Raw genomic sequence first — 25,976 nt, forward strand, 5'->3', positions numbered from 1 at the left:
AAGCCGGGATCTCGTGCGGCTCTTTACCCGCCATCGCCTGAGATCTCGGCTTTCGCCGGGATGACGGTTTTGATCAAAGCCCCCGAAAACACCCCAAAAATCAGCCGCTTGGCATCGAACGGGATTTCCCCCTCCACGTCCAGGCTGCCATCGCCATGCATCCGCTCCTCGGCGGCATCGAGCGTCGCCTTGTCGGGCCAGACCTGCCAGGAGATGACGATCTTCTCGCCCGGCTGGGCCGCCACTGCCTTGCGGAAGTCGGTCACCGATCCGTCGGGCACGAAATCCTCCCAGGCTTCGGTGATCGCCAGGCAGCCATTGGCCTTGAAGATCGCCGCGCCGCGCTCGGCCCAGCGGCGATAGGCGTCCTCCCGGTCTTCGGGCACCGGGATCACCAGCGCGCAGATGTACATCAGGCGTCGGGCGCGATTGGCGCCGCCGCCGGCCGGGGCAGCGCCCAGGCGAGCACTGCGCCCGCCGCGATCCAGCTCGCCACGTCGCTGATCCACAAATAGGTGAAATAGCCCCAGGGCGCGTGGTTGAAGATGGGCTGGCCGAGGTCCGAATAGGCCGTCACCGCCACTGCGCCGATCGCCACCAGCCTGAGCCGCGCCGCATAATCGCGCTCCGCCGCCGCCAGCCTGAGGCCGAGCGCCATGACCAGCGCGCAGACGATCGCCAGCACCAGCCCCCAGATCAGCGCCATCGAATCGAAGGCGGGAAAGCCGCGGTCGGTGAAGTGCACCATCGCCACCGGCCCCTGGGCATAGAGCCCGGTGCCCGCGGTCGTCATTGGCGAGGGAATGGCATAGACGCCGGTGCCGGTCGGCCCGAGATTGGCCTTGAGCGCCGCCTGCAGCGCCGCGGCATTGGCATCGGGCACGGTCGAGAACGGGATCCAGCCGAGCAACGGCCCCCAGAAGACGAAGCCGACGATCCACATGGCGAAGCCCGCCAGCAGGCTGCCGAGAACTAGTCGCTGCATGATAACCTCCCCCTTGAGGAAGGTTACTTCATCAACCCGCGGATGAATCCGATCAAGCCCGTCTGGCGCGAGCGCTTGAGCCGCTCGGCGTTCAGGATCGTGTGCACCGAGCGGTAGCATTGCTCGACATCGTCGTTGACGAGCACATAGTCATAGCCGTCCCAGTGGCTGACCTCGGCGGCGGCGCGCGCCATGCGGGCGTCGATCACTTCGATCGAATCGGTGTTGCGGTTGACCAGGCGCTGGCGCAGCTCGGTGAACGAGGGCGGCAGGATGAACACGCGCACCACGTCGCCGCCGGCGAGCTGGAACAGCTGCTGCGCACCCTGCCAGTCGATGTCGAACAGCACGTCGCGGCCCGAATCGAGGATCTCCTCGACGGTCGTGCGCAGCGTACCGTAGCGGTGGTTGAACACGTGCGCCCATTCGAGGAACTCGTGGTTGTTCGCGATTTCGCGGAACCGCTCGAGATCGACGAAATGATAATCGACGCCGTCCACTTCGCCCGGACGCATCGGCCGGGTGGTGACGGAAACGGACATCTGGAGATGCTCGTCGGCCTTCAGCAGCTTGCGCGCGATCGTCGACTTGCCGGCGCCCGAGGGCGAGGAAAGCACGAACAATACGCCGCGGCGCTTGAATCCGTGCGGGTCGGTCTCGGTACGGTGAGGCATGGGTGCCTTTGGCGTGGGACTCCCCTCCGCGTCAAGCTAGGACCGGACGTAGCGGACCTTCCGCTTCGGGAAAATCAGCCGCCAGAAGAAGCGCAACACCAGGAAAAGCGCCGCCAGCACCCATCCGATCGGCCCCAACCGAGTGAGCAGCCGCTCGACCGCCAGTCCGACAACCGCACCCTTCACCCCGCCCTTGCCGTCGGCGCGGTCGATGCGGTTGCCGATAAAGGCGGCGAGCAGCTTGCCGATCATGCCGCCTCGGCGCGGCCGCGAGTGAAGTGGTGATAGGCATAGGCCGCACCGCCGATCACGATTGCGGCGGGCACGATCTTCTTCGCGGCCTTCCAGGTCAGCACGCCTGCGATCGCGCCCAGCGCCCCGCCTTCCCCGTCCGCCCGGTCGATACGGTTGCCGATCCAGCCTGCGATTGCGTCCCCGATCATGGTTGCTCCCGAACTAAGTGGTTACGGGAGAAGAAAGATCGGGAAGCTTTTCTGTTCCCCGGCGAAAGCCGGGGCCCAGGGTAACAAAGGACAAAGCGGAGTAACCCTGGGCCCCGGCTTTCGCCGGGGAACAGGGTCACTCGTTTCTTCTATCACCGCCCGATCATCGTCTCGGGCCGCACATACTGGTCGAACGTCGCCTCATCGACGAGCCCAAGCGCCAGCCCGCTCTCCTTGAGCGTCAGGCCCTTTTCATGCGCGTTCTTGGCAATCTTGGCGGCGTTGTCGTAGCCGATCGCCGGCGCCAGCGCGGTCACCAGCATCAGCGAGCGGTCGACCAGCGCCTTGATCTGGTCCTCGTTCGCCTCGATCCCGTCGACGCAGCGCTCGGCGAAGCTCGTCATGCCGGTCGACAGCAGCGCGATCGAGCGCAGCACGTTCGCGCCGATCAGCGGCATGAACACGTTGAGCTCGAAATGGCCCTGCATGCCGCCGACGGTGACGGCCTGGTTGTTGCCGATCACCTGCGCCGCGACCATCGTCAGCGATTCGCACTGGGTCGGGTTGACCTTGCCCGGCATGATCGAGCTGCCCGGCTCGTTCGCCGGCAGCGACAGCTCGCCCAGGCCCGAGCGCGGGCCCGAACCGAGGAAGCGGATGTCGTTGGCGATCTTGTTGAGCGCCACTGCCAGCGTGTTGAGCGCGCCCGAGAAGAAAACCAGCCCGTCCTTGGCCGCCAGCTGCTCGAACTTGTTCGGCGCCGGCTCGAACTGCTGGCCGGCGATGTCGGTGATCGCCGCCGACATGTCCTCGGCCCAGCCTTCCGGCGCATTGAGCCCGGTGCCCACCGCGGTGCCGCCGATGGCGAGCTTGCGCAAATTGCCGTTCAGCGCGCCTTCGATCCGCGCCTTGCAGCTCACCAGCTGCGCGGCATACCCACCGAACTCCTGGCCGAGCGTCAGCGGCGTCGCATCCTGGGTATGGGTGCGGCCGATCTTGATGATGTGGTCCCAGGCCTCGGCCTTGGCGGTCAGCGACGCGGTCAGCTGGTCGAGCGCCGGGATCAGCGTCTTGTAGGTCGCGACCACCGCCGCGACGTGCAGCGCGGTGGGGAAGCTGTCGTTCGACGACTGGCTCATGTTGACGTGATCGTTCGGGTGGACCGGCGACTTGCCGCCCTTGGTGCCCGCCAGCACGAAGTTCGCGCGGCCGGCGATCACTTCGTTGACGTTCATGTTGGTCTGGGTGCCCGAGCCGGTCTGCCAGATCACCAGCGGGAACTGGTCGTCGAGGTCGCCCGCGACGATCTCCTGCGCCGCTGCCTCGATCGCATCAGCGATTTTCGAATCCATCCCATGCTTCCGGTTCACCCGTGCCGCGGCCTGCTTCACGATCGCCTGGGCGTGGACGATGCCGAGCGGCATGCGCTCCATCTCGCCGAACGGGAAATTCTCGATCGAACGCTGGGTCTGCGCGCCCCAATAGGCGTCGGCGGGAACTTCGATCGCGCCGATCGAATCGGTTTCGGTACGGGTGGTCACGCTGGCTCTATCCTTCATCCAGTCCGCGGAGTCGGCCGGGCTCTAGCCCCTGCAGGGCGGCGATTCCAGCACCGCGCGCATCGGATTGCGACGCCAAGATTTTTTGTGCGGCGTTAACCTTGCTTGCGTGGTTGCTCGCCTAGAACGTCAGCATGTCCGCCTACGCCCCCATTCTGACCGCCGGGAATCAGGATCGCGCGCCGCGCAAGAACCTGCTGCTCGCCGCCACGATCGAGGCCGACGGGCTCAAGGTGCCGGTGCGCATCCGCAACCTCTCCGAAGGCGGCGCGATGCTCGACGGGTCGGTGCTGCCGCGCCCCTGCACCCGACTGCTGCTGCGCCGCTCGGAGATTGAAGTCGGCGCGCGGGTGATCTGGCAGAGCCAGGGCAAGTGCGGCGTCTCCTTCGAGACCAGCGCGGTCACCGTCGACGAATGGGTGTCGGGCACTCGCGTCGCCAATTTCGCCGGCTATGCCGGCCAGGCGCGGGTCGACGCGATCCAGGAAGCGGTGCGCGGCGGCGCCGTACTGCCCGCCGAGCCCGCACCCGAGCCGGCCGCCGATCTCGCCAATCTCGGCGAGCGGCTGGTCGAGGAAATCTATCATGTCCGCGAGCTGCTCGATTCGCTGGGCGAGCGGCTGGTCGAGGACCCGCAGGTGCTCGCCACGCATCTAGAATCGCTGCAGAATCTCGATCGCGCCAGCCAGATCCTCGATCATCTCGGCAGCGTGCTGGGCGCCGAGGATCCCGCCGCCGCGGCCAAGGCCGTGGCGATGCAGGACCTGCGCGCGCGCCTGATGCGCTAGGCGCCGGCCACAACAATATATCTCGCGATATCTCGCGCCCGCGCGGCTATGGACAAGGGTAATGGCCCCCGATAGCCTTGTCGAAGTCCAAACGACGTGGCGGTTGCGGGGATGAAGGGGATTTCACAGGCGCTGATGATCGCTTTGGTGAGCGTGCCGCTCGCCGGGCCGAGGAGTCCGATGCGGCCGATCCGAATCGCTTCGAGCGATCTGAAGTGCATTCGCGACAATCTGTCAGCCTATCTGGCGCAGCCGCGACAGGCAGTGATCCTGATCCCGGGTACATGTCCCAATCCAAGGCCGCCGGTTTCGGATTATACGCGGCCACGGGCGCAATCCGGAGTGACGATTCCGCGCAACGACACCAGCGGTATCATCGTGCTGTCGAAACCCCAACTCGAATGCCTTACTCGTTACTACGCATCCTTGCCCCCGGCGACGCGGAACCAGCCCTTCATCGAATGGAACACCGATTCGTGCCAATTCGGTTGAGGATTCCCCTCATCCCGGCGATGAAGGTGCTTGAGGCTGCATCCTATCTGGGCGGATTGGTCAGCCTGGTTCTGATCGTCATCCAGCTCCGCGCAGACGCCGCCCAGCGCCGAACTCAGACAGCCTTCGAATTCGTGCGCCAATTCGGAAACTCGCCGATGAGCGATCACCGGGCCGTGTTGCTCCGCATGTGGCTTCCCTATTCGGACCAATTGGCCGTCATCAATCAACAGGGCATGCCGGAGAAGGAAATCGCTGCACTGATCGAGCTGGTGCTGACGGAAGTGGACAAGCAGACCAGCCCCAACGGAGTAGTAGCAATTCACGAGATCGCAGATTTCTACGACCAGCTTCTAATTTGCGAGGAAAGCGGGGCATGCGACCCGAAAGTCATCCGGAACTATTTCAGCAGCTACGGCCATAGTTTCCGCTGCCTCTACCAGAAGGTGGTCGAAGCGCAGGCGGCGGCCACCGGTGCGCCGGACCTGGGGAAAGGCATCCGGGAAATCGGCGGGAGCGCGCCCTGCACGCGGGCCGGCTAACCGCCGCCTTGCTTCTGGCTCTTGCGCCAGCGAACCCCGCGCCCGGGCAGGATCAGGCGCGCGGTACACCGTCGCAGCCAGAAGTCATAGAGCCGCCGCAGACGCCAATGACCCTGATCATACTCCCCGAGACCGAACGGGAAGCGCAGAACCCAAAGAATACGTCCAACATCGTTGCAAGCGGCGTGATCGGCCCCGAAACCCCGGCCCTATTCAAGGCACTTGTCAATAGCCGGCACATCAAGCGCGCGACCGTGTTTCTGAGCAGTACGGGCGGGGATCTCTGGGCAGCGATGGCGCTGGGGCGCGAGATCCGGCGCTATGGCTTCAACACCGAGGTGGGTTACGCGCGCCGGACTCAGGTCATTTTCGTCAATGCTAGCCGATGCCTCAGTTCATGCGCCTATGCCTTCCTCGGCGGAAATGTGCGCGACATCGCGGGGACGTCCGGCGACGAGATGCTCTTCTCGATCGTGCGACCGAAGAGCTACCTCCATCCCTCCCCCGATCGTCCGCAAGAATATCTCGGTTTCCATCAGTTCCGGCTCGGCCTCGCCGCGACCAGCTCGGCTGAAGCGGGTGGCGCGCTGGAGGAGCTTCGCGCTTCAACGGCACAAAGCATCGCCAGCGCGCTTTCCGCCTATATCGCCGAGATGGGCGTAGAGCCGTTGGTTCTCGACTTTGCCGACAAGGCGCCATCGATCGACGAGCCTGGCGAGAAGAACATGTATTTCCCGACGATGCATGAGCTGACGGCCAGTGCAATTCTTCAAGTCGGCCGCTTCGGCCCTCTGGAGCTCGTGGCCGAGCCCGAAGGCCTGGCGCTGATCTCGCGCTTCTCAAATCCCCATCATTGGGAAAAGCAGATCAGTATATTCTGCGTACAGGATACGGCCGGGCGCAAGGCACTACGGGTCACTAGCACAACCGGGGGCCGTCGCGGGGAAGGAGCAGGCGATATCCTGCCGGTCGGGACACTGCTCTTGGGCAATTCGCCCAAGGTCCGCGAGATGTCGACCTCGGTAGTGCGCTGGTTCTTCGCGGTCACGGATGCCGTCGACCAGTTCGCCATAACCAAAAGCGGTACGGGCGGGCCGAAGGAAGCGCTCTTCGAGGACATCAAGCTGTCACCCGATATTCTCTACGACAACTACGCGACCATGCTCGATCTAGCGGCAGTAGAACGCATGAAAAAAACCGAGATCGTCACCATCGTCAGGCTGAAGTTCGGCCAAGGCTTCGAGCACGACATCGTGATGGATGCGCGCTTGCTCGCTTCGCTCGGCTTGGTGATGCAGCATTGTTTTGCGCTGCCGCGGGGCATGCAAAACACCGCGACGGGATGGCAGCCATCCGCCGACAATCGCTAGCGCCGCCTACTTCTTCCGCTTGAAGTCCACCGAGACGACGTTCGAGCCGTCCTCGACCGGCTTGGCCGCCGGCCCGTCATTCTCCGCTTCCTCGTGCTGCGGCTCGGGATCGTCGCCGCCATCGGCCGCCTGGAAGCGCAGCTCGAAGTTCACCGCCGGATCGTGGAAGCCGGTGATAGCCGAGAACGGGATGTAGAGCATCGCCGGCACCTGGTTGAAGCTCAGTCCAACCGAGAATTTGCTGTCGTCGACCTTCAGGTCCCAGAATCGATGCTGCAGGACGATGGTCATCTCGTCCGGGAAGCGCTCGATCAGCCGCTGCGGGATGTCGACACCCGGCGCATGCGTCTTGAAGGTGATGTAGAAATGATGCCCGCCGGGCAGGTTCCCGCCCGATTCGGCCACTGAGCCGAGCACGCGGCCGACGACTGCGCGCAGGGCCTCCTGCACGATCTCGTCATAGGGAATCAGGCTATCTGGCACGGTGCCGGTCATGCGCCTTGGGTAGAGCGCACCTACTATCACGGTCAAGATTGCATGCGCGGCAACCATCGCTATTGGGGGCAATCATGCGCACCGCCACCGTCAGCCGCAAGACGAGCGAGACCGCCGTCGATGTCACCGTCAACCTGGACGGGACGGGAGCCTATTCCGTCGCCACCGGGATCGGCTTCTTCGATCACATGCTCGAGCAGCTCAGCCGCCATTCGCTGATCGATCTCGAGGTGAAGACGGTGGGCGATCTGCACATCGATCAGCACCACACGGTCGAGGATACCGGCCTGGCGATCGGCGAGGCGATCGCCAAGGCGCTCGGCGACAAGAAGGGCATCCGCCGCTACGCCGACGCGCTCTCGCCGATGGACGAGACGCTCACCCGCGTCGCGGTCGACATTTCCGGCCGCCCGTTCCTCGTCTGGAAGACCGAGTTCAGCCAGAAGCGCCTCGGCGAGATGGACACCGAGATGTTCGAGCACTGGTTCCACTCGTTCGCGCAGACCGCGGGGCTGACGCTCCATGTCGAGACGCTCTACGGCAGCAACAACCACCATATCGCCGAAGCCGCATTCAAGGGCCTGGCCCGCGCGCTGCGCGAAGCGGTCGAGATCGATCCGCGCAAGGCGGACGTGATTCCTTCGACGAAAGGCGTGCTGTGAATAATCCGTCGTCCCGGCGAAAGCCGGGATCTCGTGCGGTTCTTTTCCCGCCATCGCCTGCGATCCCGGCCTTCGCCGGGATGACGGTGAAATCATGACCGTCGCCCTGATCGATTACGGCGCAGGCAATCTCCACTCGGTCCACAACGCACTGAAGGCGGCGGGCGCGCGCGACATCGCGGTCACCGCCGATCCCGAGGCGGTGCTCAAGGCCGATCGGATCGTCCTGCCCGGCGTCGGCGCGTTCGGCGCCTGCGCGGCGGGGCTGCGCGTCATCCCCGGCATGGTCGATGCGCTCGACACCCGCGTCCGCCGCCAGGGCACGCCCTTTCTCGGCGTCTGCGTCGGCATGCAGCTGATGGCCGATGCCGGCGAGGAGATGGGCACGCACCCCGGCCTCGGCTGGATCCCCGGCACCGTCCGCGCGATCCCGCCCGCCCCCGGCGTGCACGTGCCGCACATGGGCTGGAACGACGTCGTTCCCGCCGTCCCCCACAAGCTGATCGAGGCGGGCGAGGCCTATTTCCTCCACAGCTTCGCCTTCAGCGGCGAAGGCGTGCTGGCCACCACCGATCATGGCGGCCCGGTCACCGCGGCGATCGGCCGCGACAACATGATCGGCGTCCAGTTCCACCCCGAAAAGAGCCAGCGCTACGGCATCGCGCTGGTCGAAAGGTTCCTGTCTTGGCGTCCGTGAATCCCGGCCTGATCCTCTTCCCTGCGATCGACCTCAAGGGCGGCCAGATCGTCCGCCTGGCCGAAGGCGACATGGACCGCGCCACCGTCTATGGCGACAATCCCGCCGCCCAGGCCGAGCTCTTCGCCCGGGCTGGCGCCGAATGGCTCCATGTCGTCGATCTCGACGGCGCGTTCGCCGGCGAATCGGTCAACGGCGCCGCGGTCGCCTCGATCCTCGAGAGCGGCTTTGGCGGCCATATCCAGCTCGGCGGCGGCATCCGGAATCGCGAATCGATCGAGCGCTGGCTCGATCTCGGCGTCCGCCGCGTGGTGATCGGCACCGCAGCGCTCGAGAATCCCGACCTGGTCCGCGAGGCCGCTCGCGACAATCCCGGCCGCATCGTCGTCGCGGTCGACGCGCGCGACGGCATGGTCGCCACCCATGGCTGGGCCGATGTGTCGGACGTCAGCGTGGTCGATCTCGCCCGCCGCTTCGAGGATGCCGGCGTCGCCGCGCTGCTCTTCACCGATGTCGGCCGCGACGGGCTCCTCAAGGGCTGCAATGTCGAGGCGACCGTCGCGCTCGCCCGCGCCGTCTCGATCCCGGTCATCGCCAGCGGCGGCGTCACCGACATTGCCGACATCCATGCGCTCCGCGCCCATGTCGCCGACGGCATCGAAGGCGTGATCACCGGCCGCGCGCTCTATGACGGCCGGCTCGATCTCAAATGGGCGATCGAGGTGGGCAAGGCATGACCGTCCGCGCCCGCGTCATCCCCTGTCTCGACGTGGCGAACGGCCGCGTGGTGAAGGGCGTCAACTTCGTCGACCTGAAGGACGCCGGCGATCCGGTCGAGCAGGCCCGCGCCTATGACGCCGCCGGTGCCGACGAGCTCTGCTTCCTCGACATCACCGCCAGCCACGAGGCGCGCGGCACGATCCTCGACGTCGTCCGCCGCACCGCCGAAGTCTGCTTCATGCCGCTCACCGTCGGCGGCGGCGTGCGCTCGGTCGAAGACGCGCGCGCGCTGCTCCTCGCCGGCGCGGACAAGGTCGCGGTCAATTCCGCCGCCGTCTCGCGCCCCGAAGTGGTGGCCGAGATCGCCGAGAAGATGGGCAGCCAGTGCGTCGTCGCCTCCGTCGATGCCCGCAAGGTCGCCGAAGGGCGCTGGGAAGTCTTCACGCATGGCGGCCGCAAGCCGACCGGGATCGACGCCGTCACCCATGCGCTCGCGCTTGCCCATCTCGGCGCCGGCGAGCTGCTGATCACCTCGATGGACCGCGACGGCACCCGCGACGGCTATGACCTGGAGCTGATCCGCACCATCGCCGACCAGGTCACCGTGCCGGTGGTCGCCTCGGGCGGCGTCGGCAATCTCCAGCATCTGGTCGACGGCATCGTCAACGGCCATGCCAGCGCCGTCCTCGCCGCCTCGATCTTCCATTTCGGCGAAGCGAGCATCGCCGACGCGCATGCCGCGCTGGCGGCGGCGGGGATTCCGGTCCGCAGTTGAGCCGTCATCCCGGCGAAAGCCGGGATCTCAGGCGATGGCGGGAAAGAGCCGCACGAGACCCCGGCTTTCGCCGGCGTGACGGTGTTGGCTTAACCCTTCCCCAACTCCGCCGCGCTACACCGGCGCCATGCTCCGCCTCGCGTTCCCGCTGCTCCTCCTCGCCGCCCCGGCGTTCGCCGCCGACGAGCCGCCGCATACCGGCCGCGCCGGCAGCCGCTCGATGCCCGAGCTTTCCGACCTGGCGCTCGCCGCCTGCGCCGCCGGCGGCATCTGGTTCGTCCGCCGCCAGCTGCGCGCCCGCTTCCGCAAGACCGCGCCCAAGGATTGACAGCGGCGCCCGGCTCCTACAGCCGGAAACCATGGCCGATACGCTCGACACGCTCGAACAGACGATCCGCGCCCGCCGCACAGCGAGCCCGGACAGCTCTTATGTCGCCAAGCTCACGCATCGCGGCCGCGCCAAGATCGCGCAGAAGCTGGGCGAGGAAGCGACCGAGACGGTGATCGCCGCGATCCAGGACGACCGCGAGGAACTGACCAAGGAAGCCGCCGACCTCGTCTTCCACCTGATCCTGCTGCTCGCCGATGCCGGCCTAAGCCTCGACGACGTCCGCGCCGAACTCGCCCGCCGCGAAGGCGTGTCGGGGATCGCGGAAAAGGCGAGTCGCTCCTCCTAGCCGTCATCCCGGCGAAAGCCGGGATCTCAGGCGAGGGCGCGCTGCGGCACGAGATCCCGGCTTCCGCCGGGATGACGGTTTGCTATTGGGTTGGGGCAAAGGAGCCGCGCATGCCCATCGACGCCACCCAGCCCTATGACGACCAGAACATCTTCGCGAAGATTCTTCGTGGCGAGATTCCGTCGAAGAAGGTGTTCGAGAGTGAATTCGCCCTCGCCTTTCACGACATCAACCCGCAGGCGCCGCACCATATCCTGGTGATCCCCAAGGGCCCCTATGTCTCGTGGGATGACTTCTCGGCCAAGGCGAGCGAGGCGGAGATCGCCGGCTTTATCCGCGCGGTCGGCCAGGTGGCACGCGACGCTGGCTTCGTCGCGCCCGGCTACCGCCTGCTTGCCAACACCGGCATGGACGCGCACCAGGAAGTGCCGCACCTCCATGTCCACATCTTCGCCGGCAAGCCGCTCGGCCCGATGCTGGCGCGCTGAGCGCTCAGCCGCCCACCGTCACCAACAACGGATAGAGCAGGCTCCGGGCGATCCCGCCGGCGAGCAGCACGCCGGCGGGATTCGCCAGCGCCATCACGGGCACGGCAGGTGCCGGCAACCGCTTGCCGAGGATGACGAAGAGCAGCGCCGCGCTGGCCACGAACGGCGCCACCTGCCCGATCAGCACGCCACCGCCGAGCAGCCGCCCCGCCCCGAAGCAGAGCAGCAACAGCAGGAAGGCATCGCGCCGGGCCGCCTTGGCCGCGCTCCCCTCCAGCTTCGTGAAGCCGCGCGTGAGCGACGAGAACAGGATCGCCGGCACCAGCAGCACGGCGAGCAGCAGCGCCAGCCAGCCGATCGCCATCACCTGCGCCATGCCGCTCAGCGCCATCCCGCCGAGCGCGACCACCGCGGCGACATAGAGGCCGAGCACCGCCAGCGTCACGCGCGGATCGCCGTCGCCATAGCCGGGCGGCAAGGGGCCGGACATGTCCAGCGGCCGCTGGCCGCGCTGCAGCCGCTCCATCTCGCCGCGATATTCGGGTGTCTGCTCTAGCGGCGCGCGCATCGCCCCCTTGTTGAAGTCCCTGCGCGCATCATGCTGCTCGTCCATATTGCCCCCCTTCCCTGGCAGGCCCCGCCTGTACCTGCTGCTTTCTGAATGGAACCATGCCGACGCCATCCTTCCGAAAGATGTCTGCAGCTTTCGTGCGCCCCCCGTCGCACGACTCACCGCTTTCGTACGCTAAAGCCGCGCTTGGCGGCACTAAAGCATTGCCTCCCCCGGTTTTGCGGCTAGGCTCCGCGCTTTCATCTACTGGGGGCGGCGGACGACCCGCCGCAAAGGGGACCATTCATGATATTCGGGCGCGTAAAGTCTCTCGATGCCATTCTGGCCACCGCCGAGAAGAAATCGCTCCACCGGTCGCTGGGGGCTTTTCAGCTCACCATGCTCGGCATCGGCGCGGTGATCGGCACCGGCATTTTCGTTCTCACCGCCGAAGCCGCGCAGAAGGCCGGCCCGGGCATGATGGTTTCGTTCGTCATCGCCGGTGTCGTCTGCGCCTTCGCGGCACTTTGCTACGCCGAGATGGCGGCGATGGTCCCGGTCTCGGGCTCCGCCTATACCTATAGCTATGCCGTGATGGGCGAGTTGATCGCCTGGATGGTCGGCTGGGCCCTCATCCTCGAATACGCCGTCGCCGCGGGCGCGGTCTCGGTCGGCTGGTCCGGCTATGTGATCGGCTTGATCGAGCATACTTTCCATGTCGACATACCCGACATGCTGGTCGCCGGCCCGTTCGACGGCGGCATGATCAACCTGCCCGCGATGCTGATCGCCGCGCTGGTCACCTGGCTGCTGGTCATCGGCACCAAGGAGAGCGCCACGGTCAACGCCATCCTCGTCGCGATCAAGGTGTCGGCGCTCACGCTGTTCATCGTGCTCGCCGTGCCGGTGATGAACGACGCGCAGTTCTCGCCCTTCGCGCCCACCGGCTTCATCGGTGTCGGCATGGCGGCGGCGTCGATCTTCTTCGCCTATGTCGGCTTCGACGCGGTCTCGACCGCAGCGGAAGAGACCAAGAACCCGCAGCGCAACATGCCGATCGGCCTGATCGGCTCGCTCGCCATCTGCACCATCTTCTATCTGCTCGTCGCCGCCGGCGTGATCGGCGCCCCGGGCCTCAGCACCCAGCCGGTGATGGACGCGGCCGGCCACGCGCTCGAGCCGGGCAGCCGCGAACTGGCCGCCCAGTGCGCCACCCGCGCCGCCGAAGGGTTCAAGGACGTCGTCTGCTCGAAGGAAGCACTCGCCTTCACCCTGCGTGAAATCGGCTGGCCGCAGATCGGCAACCTGCTCGGCCTCGCCGCCGGCCTGGCGCTGCCCTCGGTCATCCTGATGATGATGTTCGGCCAGACCCGCATCTTCTTCGTGATGAGCCGCGACGGTCTGCTTCCCGCCGCCTTCTCGAAGATCCACCCGAAGTTCAACACGCCGCACGTGATCACGATCATCACGGGCATTGCGGTGGCGCTGTTCGCGGCGTTCTTCCCCGTCGGCCAGCTCGCCAACATCTCGAACTCGGGCACGCTGTTCGCGTTCGCGGCGGTGTCGATCGCCGTGATGGTGATCCGCAAGACCGACCCCACCCGCAAGCGGCCGTTCAAGACGCCGTTCATCTGGCTCACGGCGCCGATCGCGATCCTGGGCTGCGTCTATCTGTTCGTGATGCTCGATCACAAGAGCATCATCCTCTTCCTGATCTGGGCAGCGATCGGCCTGCTGGTGTACTTCGGCTACAGCCGCTCGCGCAGCCATGTCGGCCGCGGCATCGTCGACGTGCCCGAGCACGAGGCATATGAAGACCTCGACCCGCCGGTCCCCGGCACGCACTGAGCGCCGGGCCGCAAGGCAAAGAGAAAGGGCCGGAGGAGCGATCCTCCGGCCCCTTTCTTTTCTCTAAATCCTCCCCCAGCTTGCTGGGGGAGGGGGACCATTCGCGCAGCGAATGGTGGAGGGGCCGCTGCGGCACGCAGCGGTGAAGCCCGGATACGAAAAGACCGGCGCAATGCGCCGGCCCCTCCACCACCGCCTTCGGCGGCGGTCCCCCTCCCCGAGCAAAGCTCGAGGAAGATTAGATCGCTCACCCCAGCTTCTCGGCGGCCAGCGCCTTCAGGTCCACTTCGGCACGCGCGCCATAGTGCTGGATGATCTCGGCGGCGCACAGCGCGCCCAGGCGCAGCGAGTCCTTCACCGAGCGGCCCTGGGCCTGGCCATGCAGGAAGCCCGCGGCGAAGCTGTCGCCCGCACCGGTGGTGTCGACCAGCTTCGCGATCGGCTCGGCCGGCACTTCGACGCGCTCGTCGCCGACCAGCGCCATCGCGCCCTGCTCGCTACGGGTGACGACCAGCACCGGCACCTGGCCGTGGACATGCTGCACCGCCGCCTCGAAATCGTCCTTGCCGCACAGCGCCAGCAGCTCGTTCTCGTTGGCGAACAGGATGTCGATCAGCCCGTCGGCGATCAGCTTGCGGAAATCGTCGCCGTGGCGCGAGATGCAGAACACGTCCGAAAGCGTGAAGGCCACCTTGCGGCCGTTGGCGCGGGCGATCTCGATCGCCTTGCGCATCGCTGCGCGCGGCTCTTCGGGATCCCACAGATAGCCTTCGAGATACAGGATCGCGCCGCTGGCGATCAGCTGCTCGTCCAGCGCCGAGGCCGGCAGGAACTGCGAGGCACCCAGGAAGGTGTTCATCGTGCGCTGGCCGTCCGGCGTCACGAAGATCAGGCAGCGCGCGGTGGTCGGCTGGCCGGGGCGCACTTCGGTGTCGAAATGCACGCCGGCGGCGCGCAGGTCGTGCGCGAAGACCGCGCCGAGCTGGTCGTCGGCGACCTGGCCGATAAAGGCAGCCTTGCTGCCCAGCGCGGCGAGGCCCGCCACGGTGTTGCTCGCCGAACCGCCCGAAACTTCGCGACCCGGGCCCATCTTGGCATAGAGCGCATCGGCTTCCTCGGGCGAGAACATCAGCTGCATCGAGCCCTTGGCGACACCGATCTCCTCGATGAAGCTGTCCTCGGCCTGGGCAAGGATGTCGACGATCGCATTGCCGATGGCGACGACGTCATAGGTGGGGCTGGTCAAACGATTGCTCCAAAAAGATTGCGTGGCTGCCCTAATGATGGGCAAAGGATAGCGCAATGATCCACGCCTTCTTCCTGTCGCTGGGCCAGCTCTTCGACCGGCCGATACTGGCGGTCTTCGTCAAGTCGATCCTGCTCACGCTGGTGCTGTTCGCCGCGGTCAGCGTTGGTATGTGGTTCGGCATCCATGCACTGGCCGACTGGATCGCTGCCTGGCTGGGCGGCTGGAGCGGCTCCGATACCTTTGCCGACATCGCCACGATCGTGCTCGTGATCTTTGCGCACTGGCTGATGTTCCGCGCGATCGCCGTCGCCGTGGTCGGCATCTTCGCCGACGAGGTCGTCGCCGCGGTCGAGAAGAAATACTATCCCGCCGCCCATGCCCAGGCACGCGACGTGCCGCTCGGCCGCTCGATCGCGATGGGCCTGGGCTCGGCGCTGCGGTTGCTGGCGATCAACCTGCTACTCTCGCCGCTCTACCTGATGCTGCTGATCACCGGCGTCGGCACCGCGCTCGCCTTCTTCCTCGTCAACTCCTGGCTGCTCGGCCGCGACCTGGGCGATATGGTCGCAGCGCGGCACATGGGCCGGCGCGACCTGCCCGGATGGCGCGCGCGCACCAGCATCGGCCGTTTCGCGCTGGGGGCGGTCGGCACCGGCCTGTTTCTCGTCCCGATTTTGAACCTGATCGCCCCGGTGTTGGGAGCCGCAATGGCCACCCATGCATTTCACCGCGGGAGGCGGGCATCATGAAGCAACTCATCCTGATCGGTACGCTGGCGCTGGGCGCCTGTGGCGGAGGCGGCGTGATCCCGCCGCCGCGCGCCGGCTATGTGCCGGTGCCCAGCCAGCGCCCCGCGGCACCGAGCGCGCCCGGTGCGGCAACTCCCGCCAATCTCGCCGCGATCCAGGGCGCCACCGCGCCGCGGCTGATCGCCCGCTTCGGCAAGCCCCAGCTCGACACGAGCGAAGGCACCGCCCGCAAGCTCCAGTTCGCCGGGCCAATCTGCGTGCTCGACACCTATCTCTATCCCAGGGGCCGCGGCGAGCCGGTGGTGACGCATGTCGATGCCCGCCAGCGCGACGGCCGCCCGATCGACGAAGCCAGCTGCGTGGCGGCGCTCAGCGGGGCGCGGTCGCGGTAGTCCTTCTTCTCCCCTTCCGCTTGCGGGAGGGGTCGGGGGAGGGCATGTCGAAACGCGAAGTTGGAAGAGATAGCCCCTCCCCTAACCCCTCCCGCAAGCGGAAGGGGAACTTAGTTTCGCTAAAGCCCATCCCGCCGCCTCGCGCACCGCGTCGTCCGCATCGCCGAGCAGCGCACGCACCGGCGCGACCAGAGCTTCACTCCCGCTGTTCCCCGCCGCGATCAGGCAGTTGCGCACCATCCGGTCGCGCCCGATCCGCTTGATCGGCGATCCGGAGAAGACTTCGCGGAACGCCGCATCGTCGAGCGCGAGCAGGTCGGCCAGCGCCGGTGCGGTCAGCTCCGCCCTGGGCGCGAACGCCAAATTGGCCTGTGCGGCATGGGCGAACTTGTTCCACGGGCACACCGCCAGGCAATCGTCGCAGCCATAGATGCGGTTGCCGATGCCTTCGCGGAATTCGTGCGGGATCGGCCCCTTGTGCTCGATCGTAAGGTACGAAATGCAGCGCCGCGCATCGAGCCGATAGGGCGCGGGGAAGGCGTCGGTCGGGCACGCCGTCTGGCAGGCGTCGCAGCTCCCGCAGGTGGTGCGCACGCGGTCGTCGGGCGCCAGCTCGAGCGTGGTGTAGATCGCGCCGAGGAACAGCCAGCTGCCATGGCTGCGGCTCACCAGGTTGGTGTGCTTGCCCTGCCAGCCCAGCCCAGCCGCTTCGGCGAGCGGCTTCTCCATCACCGGCGCGGTGTCGACGAACACCTTCAACTCGCCCGGTGCGGCGGTCACCAGCCAGCGCCCCAGCTCCTTCAGCCGGCGCTTGACCACGTCGTGATAGTCCTGCCCCTGCGCATAGACCGAGATCCGCCCGATCTCGCCATGATCGGCCAGCGCCAGCGGGTCGGTACCCGGCGCATAGCTCATGCCGAGCGAGATCACCGATTTCACCTCGGGCCACAGCCCGGCGGGGCGCTCGCGGTGGTGCGCGCGCTCCTCCATCCAGATCATCGAGCCGTGGCGCCCCTCCTCCAGCCATTGCCGCAGCCGCTCGGCGCTCTTCGGCGCGGCGTCGGCGCGCGCGATCCCGCAATCGGCGAACCCGATTTCCGCGGCTTTGGCCTTTATTAGGGCTTCGAGGTGCTTGTGCTGCTCCACGCCGCCCCGCTACCATCAAAGCGGCAAGGGAGGGACTCCGATTTGTCCAGCGAATTGGCGGTAAGCGCCCGCGGGCTCGTCAAATATTTCGGCGAGCGGCGCGTGGTTGACGGCGTGAACATCGCAGTGCCCAAGGGGCTGGTGTACGGCGTGCTCGGCCCGAACGGCGCGGGCAAGACCACCACCTTGCGCATGCTGCTCGGCATCATCGAGCCCGACGCGGGCGAGCGCACCATGCTCGGCCAGTCGCACCCGCGCGACGCCAGCGACCTGGTCGGCTATCTCCCCGAGGAGCGCGGCCTCTATCCCAACATGAAGTGCCGCGAGGCGATCGCCTTCATGGGCGCGCTGCGCGGCCTGCCCTGGGCGACGGGGCGCAAGCGCGCCGACACGCTGCTCGAGAATGCCGGGCTCGGCCACGCCAAGGACGAGAAGATCCGCAAGCTCTCCAAGGGCATGGCCCAGCTCGTCCAGCTGCTGGGCTCGGTCGTCCATGAACCCGATCTTCTCGTCCTCGACGAGCCGTTCTCGGGCCTCGACCCGGTCAACCAGGAGAAGCTCGAAAAGCTGATCCGCGCCGAGCGCGATCGCGGCGCGACGATCCTCTTCTCCACCCATGTCATGGCGCATGCCGAGCGGCTGTGCGACCGCCTCTCGATCATCGCCGGCGGCAAGGTCCGTTTCGAAGGCACCGTAAACGACGCCCGCGCCACGCTGCCGATGAAGGCGCATTACACCCCGCACCACAATGTCGAGGGCGCCGGCAGCCTGCTTCCCGCCGATGCGGTGCGCGAAGGCGATGGCTGGCGCTTCACCCTGCCCGCCAACGGCATCGAGGCGCTGCTCGTCAAGCTGATCGACGGCGGCTACGGCGTCTCGGGCCTGTCGATCGAGCGCCCCGGCCTGCACGACGCGTTCGTCAGGATCGTCGGCGAGGACGCCCTCAAGGATCAGGATCAGGAGCAGGCGGCATGACCGGTTTCGCGCGCACCCTGCGCCAGGCGCTCACCGTCGCCCGCCGCGATTTCACCGCCACGGTGTTCACGCCCACCTTCCTGCTCTTCCTGCTCGCCCCGGTGCTGATGATCGGCTTCGGCACGGTCGGCGGGATCGGCGCCCAGTCGATCGTCGGCGACGATTCGCAGATGAAGATGGTGGTGATCGCGCCCCAGAGCCAGGCGCCGGTGCTGCTCGAGACCGACAAGCAGCTGCGCAAGCTCTTCCCCAAGAAGGGCGACCTCACACCGCCGCCGCTCACCATCGCCGAACCCACCGGCGATCCTGCGGCCCAGGCCCGCGCCTTTTTCGACAATGAGAAGTTCGACGCCGCCGCGGTGCTGCTCGGCCCGCTCGACAAGCCCGAGGTGCTCTATGCCCGGCGCGGCTGGAGCGAGGCGCAGTTCCTCTCGCAACTCGCCGAGCAGACGCTGCGCGCCCAGCGGATCGGCAGCGCCGAGCCGCTCGCCACCGTCACCCAGACCGTGGTCAAGCGCGGCCAGGCGTCGCCCGGCGGGCGCGGCCAGGCCGCCTCGATCGGCGTGTTCGCGATGTTCTTCATCACGCTGTTCCTCTCGGGCCAGGCGGTCGGCACCATGGCCGAGGAGCGCTCGAACAAGGTGATCGAGATCCTCGCCGCCGCCGTGCCGCTCGAAAGCGTGTTCTTCGGCAAGCTGATCGGCATGTTCGGCGCCGCGGTGCTGTTCGTGCTGTTCTGGGCGACGATCATCATCAACGCCACCAGGCTGCTGCCGCCCGAAGTCGCCGGCAGCTTCCCCAGCCTGGTCGCCGCGATCGGCGCGCCAGTCTATGCGGTGCTGTTCATCCTCTACTTCACCATGGCCTATATGCTGCTCGGCGCGATGTTCCTCAGCATCGGCGCGCAGACTTCCACCCAGCGCGAACTGCAGATGCTGTCGCTGCCGATCACCATCTTCCAGATGATGATGTTCGGCCTGGCGCTTGGCGCGGCGACCCGGCCGGACAGCTGGATCGCCACCGCGGCGCAGCTCTTCCCGTTCAGCTCGCCCTTCGCGATGATCGGCATGGCGGGCAGCTCGCCGGCAATCTGGCCGCATCTGCTCGCGCTCGCCTGGCAGGCCTTGTGGGTCGCGGTGATCATCACCCTCGGCGCCCGCTGGTTCCGCCGCGGCGTGCTCAAGTCGGGCAGCCCCAAGCGCAGGACCAAGATCGAGGCGGCGGCGTGAAGATTGGAAGGGTGGCACACCTCCATCGCCGTCATCCCCGCGAAGGCGGGGATCCATTCTGGCTGATCGACATGAGCCTCACTGCCTTTGGCGACAATAGATCCCCGCCTTCGCGGGGATGACGATCCTGGAACGCTGTCGCCCCAGCGCCACTATTGACACACCTGTAAATTAGGCGTCTCCTGCACCAAAAGCCAGGAGAGGCAGCATGGCGACCCTCGCACCCGAAACCGGCAGCGCCGTCGATCCGCTCGACGTCAGCCGGCCCGAGCTCTACCGCGACGACCTCTGGCACGCGCCTTTCCGCGCGCTGCGCGCCGCTGGCGGCATCCACTATCACGAAGACACCGCCTTCGGTCCCTTCTGGTCGATCGCCACCTACAAGCCGATCGTCCAGGTCGAGTCGCTGCCCGAGATCTTCTCGTCCGAAGCCGGCGGCATCACCATCGCCGACATGCAGGAAGGCGACATCAAGATGCCGATGTTCATCGCGATGGACCGGCCGAAGCACACCGATCAGCGCCGCACCGTCGCCCCCGCCTTCACGCCGAGCGAGATGGCGCGGATGACCGAAAACATCCGCACCCGCACCGCCGAGATCCTCGATTCGCTGCCGGTGGGCGAGGAGTTCGACTGGGTCGATCGCGTCTCGATCGAGCTCACCACCCAGATGCTTGCCTTGCTGTTCGACTTTCCCTGGGAGGAACGCCGCAAGCTCACCTACTGGTCGGACTGGGCCGGCGACATCGAGATCGCCAAGGATCCGGTACGCAAGCAGCAGCGCCGCGACATCCTGTTCGAATGCGCCGCCTATTTCGGCAATCTCTGGCAGGGCAAGCTCGGCAAGGAGCCGACGCCGGACCTGATCTCGATGATGATCCATTCGGACGCGATGAATCACATGGATCAGATGGAGTTCCTCGGGAACCTGATCCTGCTGATCGTCGGCGGCAACGATACCACGCGCAACTCGATGAGCGCCTATGCCTGGGGGCTCGAGCAGTTCCCCGATGCGCGCGCCCGGCTGGAGGCCGATCCCGGCCTGATCGGCAATGCCACGCAGGAGATCATCCGCTGGCAGACCCCGCTCGCCCATATGCGCCGCACCGCGACGCAGGATACCGAGCTGGACGGCCACCGAATCCGCGCGGGCGACAAGCTGGCGCTCTGGTATCTCTCGGCCAATCGCGACGAGAGCGTCTTCGCACAGGCCGACCGGATCCTTGTCGATCGCGACAATGCTCGCCGCCACCTCGCCTTCGGCCACGGCATCCATCGCTGCGTCGGCGCGCGCCTCGCCGAATTGCAGATCGGCATCCTGATGGAGGAAATGGCCAGGCGCCGCTTGCGCGTGAACGTTCTGCGTGAGCCCGAACGCGTGGCCGCCTGCTTCGTCCATGGCTACAGGAAGATGGCAGTGGAGCTGTCGCGCTATTGAGCCAATCGTCATCCCGGCGAAAGCCGGGATCTCGTGCGGCTCTTTTCCCGCCATCGCCTGAGATCCCGGCTTTCGCCGGGATGACGGGACTGGACGCCGATGCCTCCACTCCCCACATTCCCCGCATGGAAACCAACCGCCGCAGCTTCCTCACGATCGCCGGGCTCGGTGCGCTCACCGCGGCGTGCGGCGGCGGCCCGGCCGAGGCGGCGCAGAAGTTCGAGTTCACCCTCAGCGATGCCGAATGGCGGAAGCGGTTGAGCCCGCAGGCCTATCGCGTGCTGCGCCAGGGCGCGACCGAATATGCCTTCACCAGCCCGCTCAACAAGGAGCACCGCGCCGGCACCTTCACCTGCGCCGGCTGCGCGCTGCCGCTGTTCAGCTCGGCGACCAAGTTCGACAGCGGCACCGGCTGGCCGAGCTTCTGGCAGCCATTGCCCAACGCCGTCGTCACCCGCAGCGACACCAGCCTCGGCATGCGCCGCACCGAAGTGCTCTGCCGCCGCTGCGGCGGCCATCTCGGCCATGTCTTCGACGACGGCCCCCGCCCCACCGGCAAGCGCTATTGCATGAACGGCGTGGCGCTGGGGTTCGCGGCCAAATAGCCGTCATCCCGGCGAAAGCCGGGATCTCGGCCGGCTCCTTCCCCACCATTTGTACAAGCCCCAGCGTCACCCTGAACTTGTTTCAGGGTCCAACCCTCCACGAGCGATAGCCTTCGCGACGCCTTGGATGCTGAAACAAGTTCAGCATGACGGAGAGGGATTGAATCGACGCGTCGCGGGGGCGCCGGGCACCACATAAGAAAAAGCCCGGACGAAGCCGGGCCCTTCCTCAAACCTGAGCGGAAAACTCAGCCCGCGTCGGCGCTGTTCGCGACATTCTCCATCACCAGGTCGCTCAGGTCGAGATCGAGCGAAGGCTTGAAGTCGTCGTCCAGATCGCGCGGCACGCCGCCCGAATAGATGAAGCCGTTGACCGGATAGACCGAGGTGCCGAGGCCGCCCATCGGCGCGAACCACACCTTCACTTCGCTCCAGTCACCCGCCGCCGATACGTCGACGGCGCGGACGTTGCGCTCGATGCCGCCGGCACGCGACCAGTTGGCATGGGTGAGCAGGACTTCGCGCTCGCTGACGATCTGCGAGACCATCGCGACATGGCCGAGCGGCATGCGGGCAGTGCGCTGGAACGACATGACCGAGCCGATCTTCGGGGTCTCGCCACGCTGGTAGCGGCCGGCGGCCTGGTTCCACCAGGTCCAGGCATTGCCGTGGATGTCCACGCCCGAAACCTCGCGGGCGAACGGCGCGCACTGCCAGAAGGTACGGCCCTTGGCCGAAGCGGCCTGCGGGGCCGCCGCCATCAGGGTGCAAAGCGCCATCAGCGCGAAACGCGCTGCGAGAACACGGAAATTCATGGACCCCCCGGTCAGGAAGAGAGCAATCGGTGTGACTGCGACTGACCAAACTATAGGACCGAAGTACACCCCTGCGGCCGGCCGATGGGACGAACCGTTGCGACGAGCCGATGACTTGCCGAAATAGCCCCGAAACAGGGGGAACCCCGGCCCCGCGCGCCTTGTGCAAAGCGGCAATTCGCCGAAACGCCTCCGTGCAAACCCGGACCCGGAAACGCCCTCCATGGGCAATTTCCGTGCGCAAGTGCATCAGGCGGCGAGGTTTTCCACAAGTGGGACCTCCGTTCGTCGCATCCATGTTGCGCCGCGGAATCACATAGTTTCCTATAATGAACAGGGGACGACGAAAGATTCAGCGCCTCGTTAACCATATGGGCGCAGTATCGATCTCGGAGGGTCATTATTGGGGTGGGAGTATTGAACGATGGGAGCAAGGGCTAAACCGGCAGAAGGCGCGATGACGCTGGCCGAAATGAAGGAATTCGCGGGGTTCAGCGCAGCGACGCAGCGCTACATCCGCCGCTCGCTCGATATCGGGCTCGAGCGCGAAGATGCCATGCTCCGCTGGTCGCGCGACGTAGTCGAAGCCGCCAGCATCCGCGCCCAGTCGCGCATCTACGACCGCCTCCACGAAGTCCGCGCACTGATGCCCGAAGACAGCGACCTCGATTCGATCGAGCCGTTCATGGCGCCGCTGATCGCCATCGCCGCCTTCGATCTCGGCCAGGGCCGCCTCACCAGCTTCTCTTCCTTCCGCTTCCTCTACGAGCGGCTGATCGGCGCCGAAGTGCGCCCCTGGCTCCCCTCGGCCTTCTGCGCCGCGGCGGCGCTGCCGCACCTCCACCCGGACCTGCGCCGCAAGCTGCTCCAGTCGATCAGCGAAGCCGCCGCGACGGCCTCGGGCTGGTCAAACCGCCAGCCGAGCTTCTACCCGGCCTGGGTGGAAAAGGTCGACTCGGCCGCCCTGCCGAACTGACGGCAGCTCCCAATTCCCCTCCCGCTTGCGGGAGGGGCTAGGGGCGGGCCTGAACGCGCGGCTCCGTCCCCGCCCTTCCACCCTTCCATGACGGAAATGGGCGCGGCGGCGGGCATCACCTGCACGCCCGCCATCCCATCTCCCCCCGCGCTGCCTCGTCGAGGTGCAGGTGATCCCGGTGCGCCGCGTTGTAGTCGGGCGAGAGCACCGTCGAGAACAGCTTGCACGCGCCGGTGCGCACCTCGCGCAGGAAGCCGGCCTTGTCGCCGCCTTCGTCCCAGTCCTTGAGCACGCTGATCCTCGTGCCGTCCGCCAGCCGGAACGCCGCCACGTCGATCGCATTCGCGGTCGCATGCTCGCTCCAGTCGCCGGCGCTGCGGCCGTACATGCGGCGGCACGAATAGCTGCCGAGATGCTCGATCTGCACCACCGCCTGGCCGAAACGCTTCTGCGCGGCAGGCTGGAGGATTTCCCACTCCCAGACCGACAGCGCCGCCGCCACCGGGCAGGCGGTGCCGAGATTGGCCGGGCTATAGGCGATGCCGCGCGATCCACCGGGCGCGAAGCGCACGCCGTCGGCATAGCCGCATTGCGGATCGTTCCCCGTCACTTGCGGCAGCACCGTGTAGCGCACCCCGGCCGAGCGCAGCAGCACCCGGCATTCGGCATAGTCATCGCGCAGTCCGGCGAGCTTGCGTCCGGTGAACATGCCGATCGGCTGGCTCAGGTCGAGCCGGGTCCAGGGCAGGTCCTGCGGCCGGTTGCGCAGCACCGCGTAGCCGAGCAGCAGCGCGATCAGCAGGATGGCGGCGATCAGCGTGGCGAGGATCGCCCGCCGCACCTGCTTCATATCCGCACGGCCTCGTCCAGCCGCTGCGCCGTCACCGGATAGCCCAGGTCATCGGGGATGCAGAGATATTCCACGCCGTCGCGCGTCTCGATCCAGGGAGTGACGGTGCGCACCGGATGCGCCCGGGCGTCGGCCACCGCATCGTCGAACTTCGCGAAGAGCGCCAGCCGCTCCAGGTTGCGCCGGGTCGGGAAGATCAGATGCGCCTCGCCGCGCTCGGCCATCGCCAGCACCGCGCGCGCGCTCGCCCAGAACACGCGGACATTCTCGTTGCCGTCGACCAGCGGCTCGGCATTGTCGGGGGCGCGGGCCAGGTAGAAGCGCGTGTCGAACACCTTGTGCTTCAGCCCGTGCGGCAGCCAGCGCGCGAAGGGCACCAGCGCGTCGAGCGCCAGCGCCGCGCCTGCCTCCTTGAGCAGCTCGCCCATCGGCTCGCCGGCATAGAGCCGCTCGCGCATCGCCAGCATCCTGCCCGCCGGCGCCAGCCCGATCGCGACGCCCGCTTCCTCCAGCGTCTCGCGGATCGCGGCGATGCGCGCGGCGCTCTCGTCTGGGTCGCCGCCATGCAGCTCGGCCAGCGCCAGGTCGCCCGGATCGACGCGCCCGCCGGGAAAGACCAGCGCCCCGCCCGCGAACGACATCGCCGCGGCGCGCTCGACCATCAGCAGCTCGGGCACGCCGCTCCGCTCGCGCATCACGATCACGGTCGCCGCGGGAATCGCCTCTTGGTCTGCCATGCGCCCGGTCTAGGGCCGCCCGGCCGAACTCACCAGCCCGAAGCCTTGAGCCGCACCCGGCACACGCTGTCCGACGAGGTGATGAACAGCGTCCGCCCGTCCTCGCCGAAGCAGCAATTCGCCGCCGCCTTGCCGGTGGCGATCCGCCCGAGCTTCCTGCCGTCGGGCGCGAGCACGTAGATCCCGCCCGGCCCGCTCGCGAACAGATGCCCGCTCTTCGCCACCTTCAGCCCGTCGGGCAGCCCCGGCAGCTTCTGCGAAACCTCGGCGGAGAAATCGACGAACGGCACCAGCTCCGAGCTTGCCGAGCCATCCGCGGCCAGCTCGCAGGTGAAGATCCTGGCGGCATCGGGATCGGACTGGCTGACATAGAGCCGGTCCATCCCGGGCGACACGCCGATGCCGTTCGGGCGCGTGAGGCTCTTGTCGATCAGCGAGACCTCGCTGCCATCGGCATTGACCCGGTACACCCCATTGAAGGGAAGCTGCTTGAGCGGCGAGGCATCGCCGTCGGCGAGCCCATAGGGCGGATCGGTGAAGTAGATCATCCCGCCCCGCCCGATCGCCAGGTCGTTGCAGCTGTTGAACTTCTTCCCCTCGAAGCTGTCGACGACGATCGTCTTCTGCTTCGTCGCCAGGTCCACCCGCGCGATCGCCCGCGTCCCCGAATCGGCCATCAGCAGGCCGCCCTGCGCATCGATCACCATCCCGTTCGACCCCGCCTCACGGATGCCGGCAGGGATGGCCCCGGCCAACCCCGAGGGCGACAGGAACGGCTTCGCCCCCTCTCCCGCCTTCCAGCGATGCGCGACGTTCGCCGGCACGTCGGAGAAGAGCAGATACCCGCCCTGCTTCACCCACACCGGCCCCTCGGCCCATCTATAGCCGGTCGCGATCACTTCGATCGGGCTGGCCGCATCGATCAGCGCGTCGAGCGCCGGGTCGAAGCGGGTGATCCCGCCCACCGCTTCGCCCAGCGCCACACCGGGGACAAAGGGCAGCGCAGCCATGCCGGCCAGCAGGCTCCGGCGCGTCGTCAGGGTCATGTTC

The 25,976-nt window shown here is 67.0% G+C and carries 33 protein-coding genes; 19 read left to right on the plus strand and 14 right to left on the minus strand.

Translation table 11 applies throughout. The features are described 5' to 3' along the window. Positions 1 to 23 precede the first annotated feature (23 nt). The 6 genes from P6144_RS15370 to fumC all read right to left on the minus strand — a co-directional run bounded on the left by P6144_RS15370 (position 24) and on the right by fumC (position 3,643). On the minus strand, positions 24 to 413 hold the full coding sequence (locus P6144_RS15370) for a DUF1428 domain-containing protein (protein WP_277768679.1): 390 nt from the start codon (positions 411 to 413) through the stop codon (positions 24 to 26). Further along, positions 413 to 985 (minus strand): hypothetical protein, encoded by a 573-nt coding sequence (locus P6144_RS15375; protein ID WP_277768680.1) that lies wholly within the window; start codon positions 983 to 985, stop codon positions 413 to 415. Before P6144_RS15375 ends, P6144_RS15370 begins: the two co-directional genes overlap by 1 nt. A 23-nt stretch (positions 986 to 1,008) precedes the next feature. Next, positions 1,009 to 1,659, minus strand: a complete 651-nt coding sequence (gene gmk / locus P6144_RS15380; RefSeq protein WP_277768681.1) for a guanylate kinase — start codon at positions 1,657 to 1,659, stop codon at positions 1,009 to 1,011. Between the two features lie 36 nt (positions 1,660 to 1,695). Next, entirely contained in the window at positions 1,696 to 1,911 is a 216-nt protein-coding gene (locus tag P6144_RS15385; protein WP_277768682.1) for a hypothetical protein, read from the minus strand. Further along, positions 1,908 to 2,102, minus strand: coding sequence for a hypothetical protein (locus tag P6144_RS15390; protein ID WP_277768683.1), 195 nt, complete (start codon positions 2,100 to 2,102; stop codon positions 1,908 to 1,910). The genes P6144_RS15385 and P6144_RS15390 overlap by 4 nt, the downstream gene beginning before the upstream one ends. Positions 2,103 to 2,254: 152 nt before the next feature. Then, a complete protein-coding gene (gene fumC, locus P6144_RS15395; protein WP_277768684.1) occupies positions 2,255 to 3,643 on the minus strand; it encodes a class II fumarate hydratase in 1,389 nt (462 codons plus the stop codon). Between the two features lie 152 nt (positions 3,644 to 3,795). Here fumC and P6144_RS15400 point away from each other — a divergent pair, with 152 nt between their 5' ends. From P6144_RS15400 to P6144_RS15415, 4 genes are all read left to right on the plus strand, one after another. Continuing rightward, complete coding sequence (locus P6144_RS15400; RefSeq protein ID WP_277768685.1) at positions 3,796 to 4,449, plus strand: PilZ domain-containing protein; 654 nt, start codon at positions 3,796 to 3,798, stop codon at positions 4,447 to 4,449. A 96-nt stretch (positions 4,450 to 4,545) separates the two neighbouring features. Continuing rightward, positions 4,546 to 4,941: a hypothetical protein gene (locus P6144_RS15405; RefSeq protein ID WP_277768686.1), complete on the plus strand. Its 396-nt coding sequence runs from the start codon at positions 4,546 to 4,548 to the stop codon at positions 4,939 to 4,941. Then, complete coding sequence (locus P6144_RS15410) at positions 4,911 to 5,483, plus strand: hypothetical protein (RefSeq protein WP_277768687.1); 573 nt, start codon at positions 4,911 to 4,913, stop codon at positions 5,481 to 5,483. Before P6144_RS15405 ends, P6144_RS15410 begins: the two co-directional genes overlap by 31 nt. A 107-nt stretch (positions 5,484 to 5,590) precedes the next feature. After that, positions 5,591 to 6,853 carry a hypothetical protein gene (locus P6144_RS15415; protein WP_277768688.1) on the plus strand — a complete coding sequence of 421 codons (1,263 nt, stop codon included), beginning with the start codon at positions 5,591 to 5,593 and terminating at the stop codon, positions 6,851 to 6,853. A 6-nt stretch (positions 6,854 to 6,859) separates the two neighbouring features. On the opposite strand, the gene P6144_RS15420 is transcribed toward P6144_RS15415, so the two are convergent. Continuing rightward, a complete protein-coding gene (locus tag P6144_RS15420; protein ID WP_277768931.1) occupies positions 6,860 to 7,348 on the minus strand; it encodes a ClpXP protease specificity-enhancing factor SspB in 489 nt (162 codons plus the stop codon). Between the two features lie 74 nt (positions 7,349 to 7,422). On the opposite strand from P6144_RS15420, the gene hisB reads away from it, so the two are divergent. The 7 genes from hisB (at position 7,423) to P6144_RS15455 (ending at position 11,367) form a co-directional block, all read left to right on the plus strand. Beyond that, the gene (gene hisB, locus P6144_RS15425; RefSeq protein WP_277768689.1) at positions 7,423 to 8,010 is read left to right on the plus strand and encodes an imidazoleglycerol-phosphate dehydratase HisB; all 588 of its coding nucleotides are present in this window, start codon (positions 7,423 to 7,425) and stop codon (positions 8,008 to 8,010) included. A 94-nt stretch (positions 8,011 to 8,104) separates the two neighbouring features. Further along, complete coding sequence (gene hisH / locus P6144_RS15430; RefSeq protein WP_277768690.1) at positions 8,105 to 8,707, plus strand: imidazole glycerol phosphate synthase subunit HisH; 603 nt, start codon at positions 8,105 to 8,107, stop codon at positions 8,705 to 8,707. 8 nt (positions 8,708 to 8,715) lie between these two features. Continuing rightward, positions 8,716 to 9,444, plus strand: a complete 729-nt coding sequence (gene hisA / locus P6144_RS15435) for a 1-(5-phosphoribosyl)-5-[(5-phosphoribosylamino)methylideneamino]imidazole-4-carboxamide isomerase (RefSeq protein ID WP_277768932.1) — start codon at positions 8,716 to 8,718, stop codon at positions 9,442 to 9,444. Beyond that, entirely contained in the window at positions 9,441 to 10,202 is a 762-nt protein-coding gene (gene hisF / locus P6144_RS15440; RefSeq protein WP_277768691.1) for an imidazole glycerol phosphate synthase subunit HisF, read from the plus strand. Before hisA ends, hisF begins: the two co-directional genes overlap by 4 nt. A 127-nt stretch (positions 10,203 to 10,329) precedes the next feature. Next, complete coding sequence (locus tag P6144_RS15445; protein ID WP_277768692.1) at positions 10,330 to 10,530, plus strand: hypothetical protein; 201 nt, start codon at positions 10,330 to 10,332, stop codon at positions 10,528 to 10,530. A 31-nt stretch (positions 10,531 to 10,561) separates the two neighbouring features. Continuing rightward, the gene (locus tag P6144_RS15450; RefSeq protein WP_277768693.1) at positions 10,562 to 10,879 is read left to right on the plus strand and encodes a phosphoribosyl-ATP diphosphatase; all 318 of its coding nucleotides are present in this window, start codon (positions 10,562 to 10,564) and stop codon (positions 10,877 to 10,879) included. Positions 10,880 to 10,989: 110 nt separating this feature from the next. Next, positions 10,990 to 11,367: a histidine triad nucleotide-binding protein gene (locus P6144_RS15455; RefSeq protein WP_277768694.1), complete on the plus strand. Its 378-nt coding sequence runs from the start codon at positions 10,990 to 10,992 to the stop codon at positions 11,365 to 11,367. A 4-nt stretch (positions 11,368 to 11,371) separates the two neighbouring features. Here the strand turns inward: P6144_RS15455 and P6144_RS15460 are convergent, their stop codons facing one another. Then, positions 11,372 to 11,980 carry a hypothetical protein gene (locus P6144_RS15460; protein ID WP_277768695.1) on the minus strand — a complete coding sequence of 203 codons (609 nt, stop codon included), beginning with the start codon at positions 11,978 to 11,980 and terminating at the stop codon, positions 11,372 to 11,374. A gap of 243 nt (positions 11,981 to 12,223) precedes the next feature. On the opposite strand from P6144_RS15460, the gene P6144_RS15465 reads away from it, so the two are divergent. Continuing rightward, a complete protein-coding gene (locus P6144_RS15465; RefSeq protein WP_277768696.1) occupies positions 12,224 to 13,765 on the plus strand; it encodes an amino acid permease in 1,542 nt (513 codons plus the stop codon). Between the two features lie 247 nt (positions 13,766 to 14,012). On the opposite strand, the gene P6144_RS15470 is transcribed toward P6144_RS15465, so the two are convergent. Further along, positions 14,013 to 15,011, minus strand: coding sequence for an adenosine kinase (locus P6144_RS15470; RefSeq protein WP_277768697.1), 999 nt, complete (start codon positions 15,009 to 15,011; stop codon positions 14,013 to 14,015). A gap of 56 nt (positions 15,012 to 15,067) precedes the next feature. Between P6144_RS15470 and P6144_RS15475 the strand changes: the two genes are divergently transcribed. Then, the gene (locus tag P6144_RS15475) at positions 15,068 to 15,763 is read left to right on the plus strand and encodes an EI24 domain-containing protein (protein WP_277768698.1); all 696 of its coding nucleotides are present in this window, start codon (positions 15,068 to 15,070) and stop codon (positions 15,761 to 15,763) included. Next, a complete protein-coding gene (locus P6144_RS15480; RefSeq protein WP_277768699.1) occupies positions 15,760 to 16,155 on the plus strand; it encodes a hypothetical protein in 396 nt (131 codons plus the stop codon). Before P6144_RS15475 ends, P6144_RS15480 begins: the two co-directional genes overlap by 4 nt. A gap of 81 nt (positions 16,156 to 16,236) precedes the next feature. Here P6144_RS15480 and queG read toward each other — a convergent pair whose 3' ends face one another. Beyond that, positions 16,237 to 17,301 (minus strand): tRNA epoxyqueuosine(34) reductase QueG, encoded by a 1,065-nt coding sequence (gene queG / locus P6144_RS15485; protein ID WP_277768700.1) that lies wholly within the window; start codon positions 17,299 to 17,301, stop codon positions 16,237 to 16,239. Positions 17,302 to 17,343: 42 nt separating this feature from the next. Between queG and P6144_RS15490 the strand changes: the two genes are divergently transcribed. From P6144_RS15490 to msrB, 4 genes are all read left to right on the plus strand, one after another. Continuing rightward, positions 17,344 to 18,276 (plus strand): ATP-binding cassette domain-containing protein, encoded by a 933-nt coding sequence (locus P6144_RS15490; RefSeq protein WP_277768701.1) that lies wholly within the window; start codon positions 17,344 to 17,346, stop codon positions 18,274 to 18,276. Beyond that, complete coding sequence (locus tag P6144_RS15495) at positions 18,273 to 19,505, plus strand: ABC transporter permease (protein WP_277768702.1); 1,233 nt, start codon at positions 18,273 to 18,275, stop codon at positions 19,503 to 19,505. Before P6144_RS15490 ends, P6144_RS15495 begins: the two co-directional genes overlap by 4 nt. A 208-nt stretch (positions 19,506 to 19,713) precedes the next feature. Beyond that, complete coding sequence (locus tag P6144_RS15500; RefSeq protein WP_277768703.1) at positions 19,714 to 20,943, plus strand: cytochrome P450; 1,230 nt, start codon at positions 19,714 to 19,716, stop codon at positions 20,941 to 20,943. A 125-nt stretch (positions 20,944 to 21,068) separates the two neighbouring features. Further along, the gene (gene msrB / locus P6144_RS15505) at positions 21,069 to 21,548 is read left to right on the plus strand and encodes a peptide-methionine (R)-S-oxide reductase MsrB (protein ID WP_277768704.1); all 480 of its coding nucleotides are present in this window, start codon (positions 21,069 to 21,071) and stop codon (positions 21,546 to 21,548) included. 248 nt (positions 21,549 to 21,796) lie between these two features. Here msrB and P6144_RS15510 read toward each other — a convergent pair whose 3' ends face one another. Then, positions 21,797 to 22,363, minus strand: coding sequence for a CHAP domain-containing protein (locus P6144_RS15510; protein WP_277768705.1), 567 nt, complete (start codon positions 22,361 to 22,363; stop codon positions 21,797 to 21,799). 424 nt (positions 22,364 to 22,787) lie between these two features. Between P6144_RS15510 and P6144_RS15515 the strand changes: the two genes are divergently transcribed. Then, a complete protein-coding gene (locus tag P6144_RS15515) occupies positions 22,788 to 23,339 on the plus strand; it encodes a hypothetical protein (RefSeq protein WP_277768706.1) in 552 nt (183 codons plus the stop codon). A gap of 115 nt (positions 23,340 to 23,454) precedes the next feature. Here the strand turns inward: P6144_RS15515 and P6144_RS15520 are convergent, their stop codons facing one another. The 3 genes from P6144_RS15520 to P6144_RS15530 are packed head-to-tail and all read right to left on the minus strand — an operon-like array spanning position 23,455 to position 25,972. Then, positions 23,455 to 24,189 carry an extensin family protein gene (locus P6144_RS15520; protein WP_277768707.1) on the minus strand — a complete coding sequence of 245 codons (735 nt, stop codon included), beginning with the start codon at positions 24,187 to 24,189 and terminating at the stop codon, positions 23,455 to 23,457. Continuing rightward, positions 24,186 to 24,926, minus strand: a complete 741-nt coding sequence (locus P6144_RS15525) for an NUDIX domain-containing protein (protein ID WP_277768708.1) — start codon at positions 24,924 to 24,926, stop codon at positions 24,186 to 24,188. Before P6144_RS15525 ends, P6144_RS15520 begins: the two co-directional genes overlap by 4 nt. A 29-nt stretch (positions 24,927 to 24,955) precedes the next feature. Continuing rightward, on the minus strand, positions 24,956 to 25,972 hold the full coding sequence (locus P6144_RS15530) for an SMP-30/gluconolactonase/LRE family protein (protein ID WP_277768709.1): 1,017 nt from the start codon (positions 25,970 to 25,972) through the stop codon (positions 24,956 to 24,958). Positions 25,973 to 25,976 lie beyond the last annotated feature (4 nt).

It is taken from the genome of Sphingomonas sp. HITSZ_GF (assembly GCF_029543155.1).
In the GTDB taxonomy this organism is placed as follows: domain Bacteria; phylum Pseudomonadota; class Alphaproteobacteria; order Sphingomonadales; family Sphingomonadaceae; genus Sphingomonas.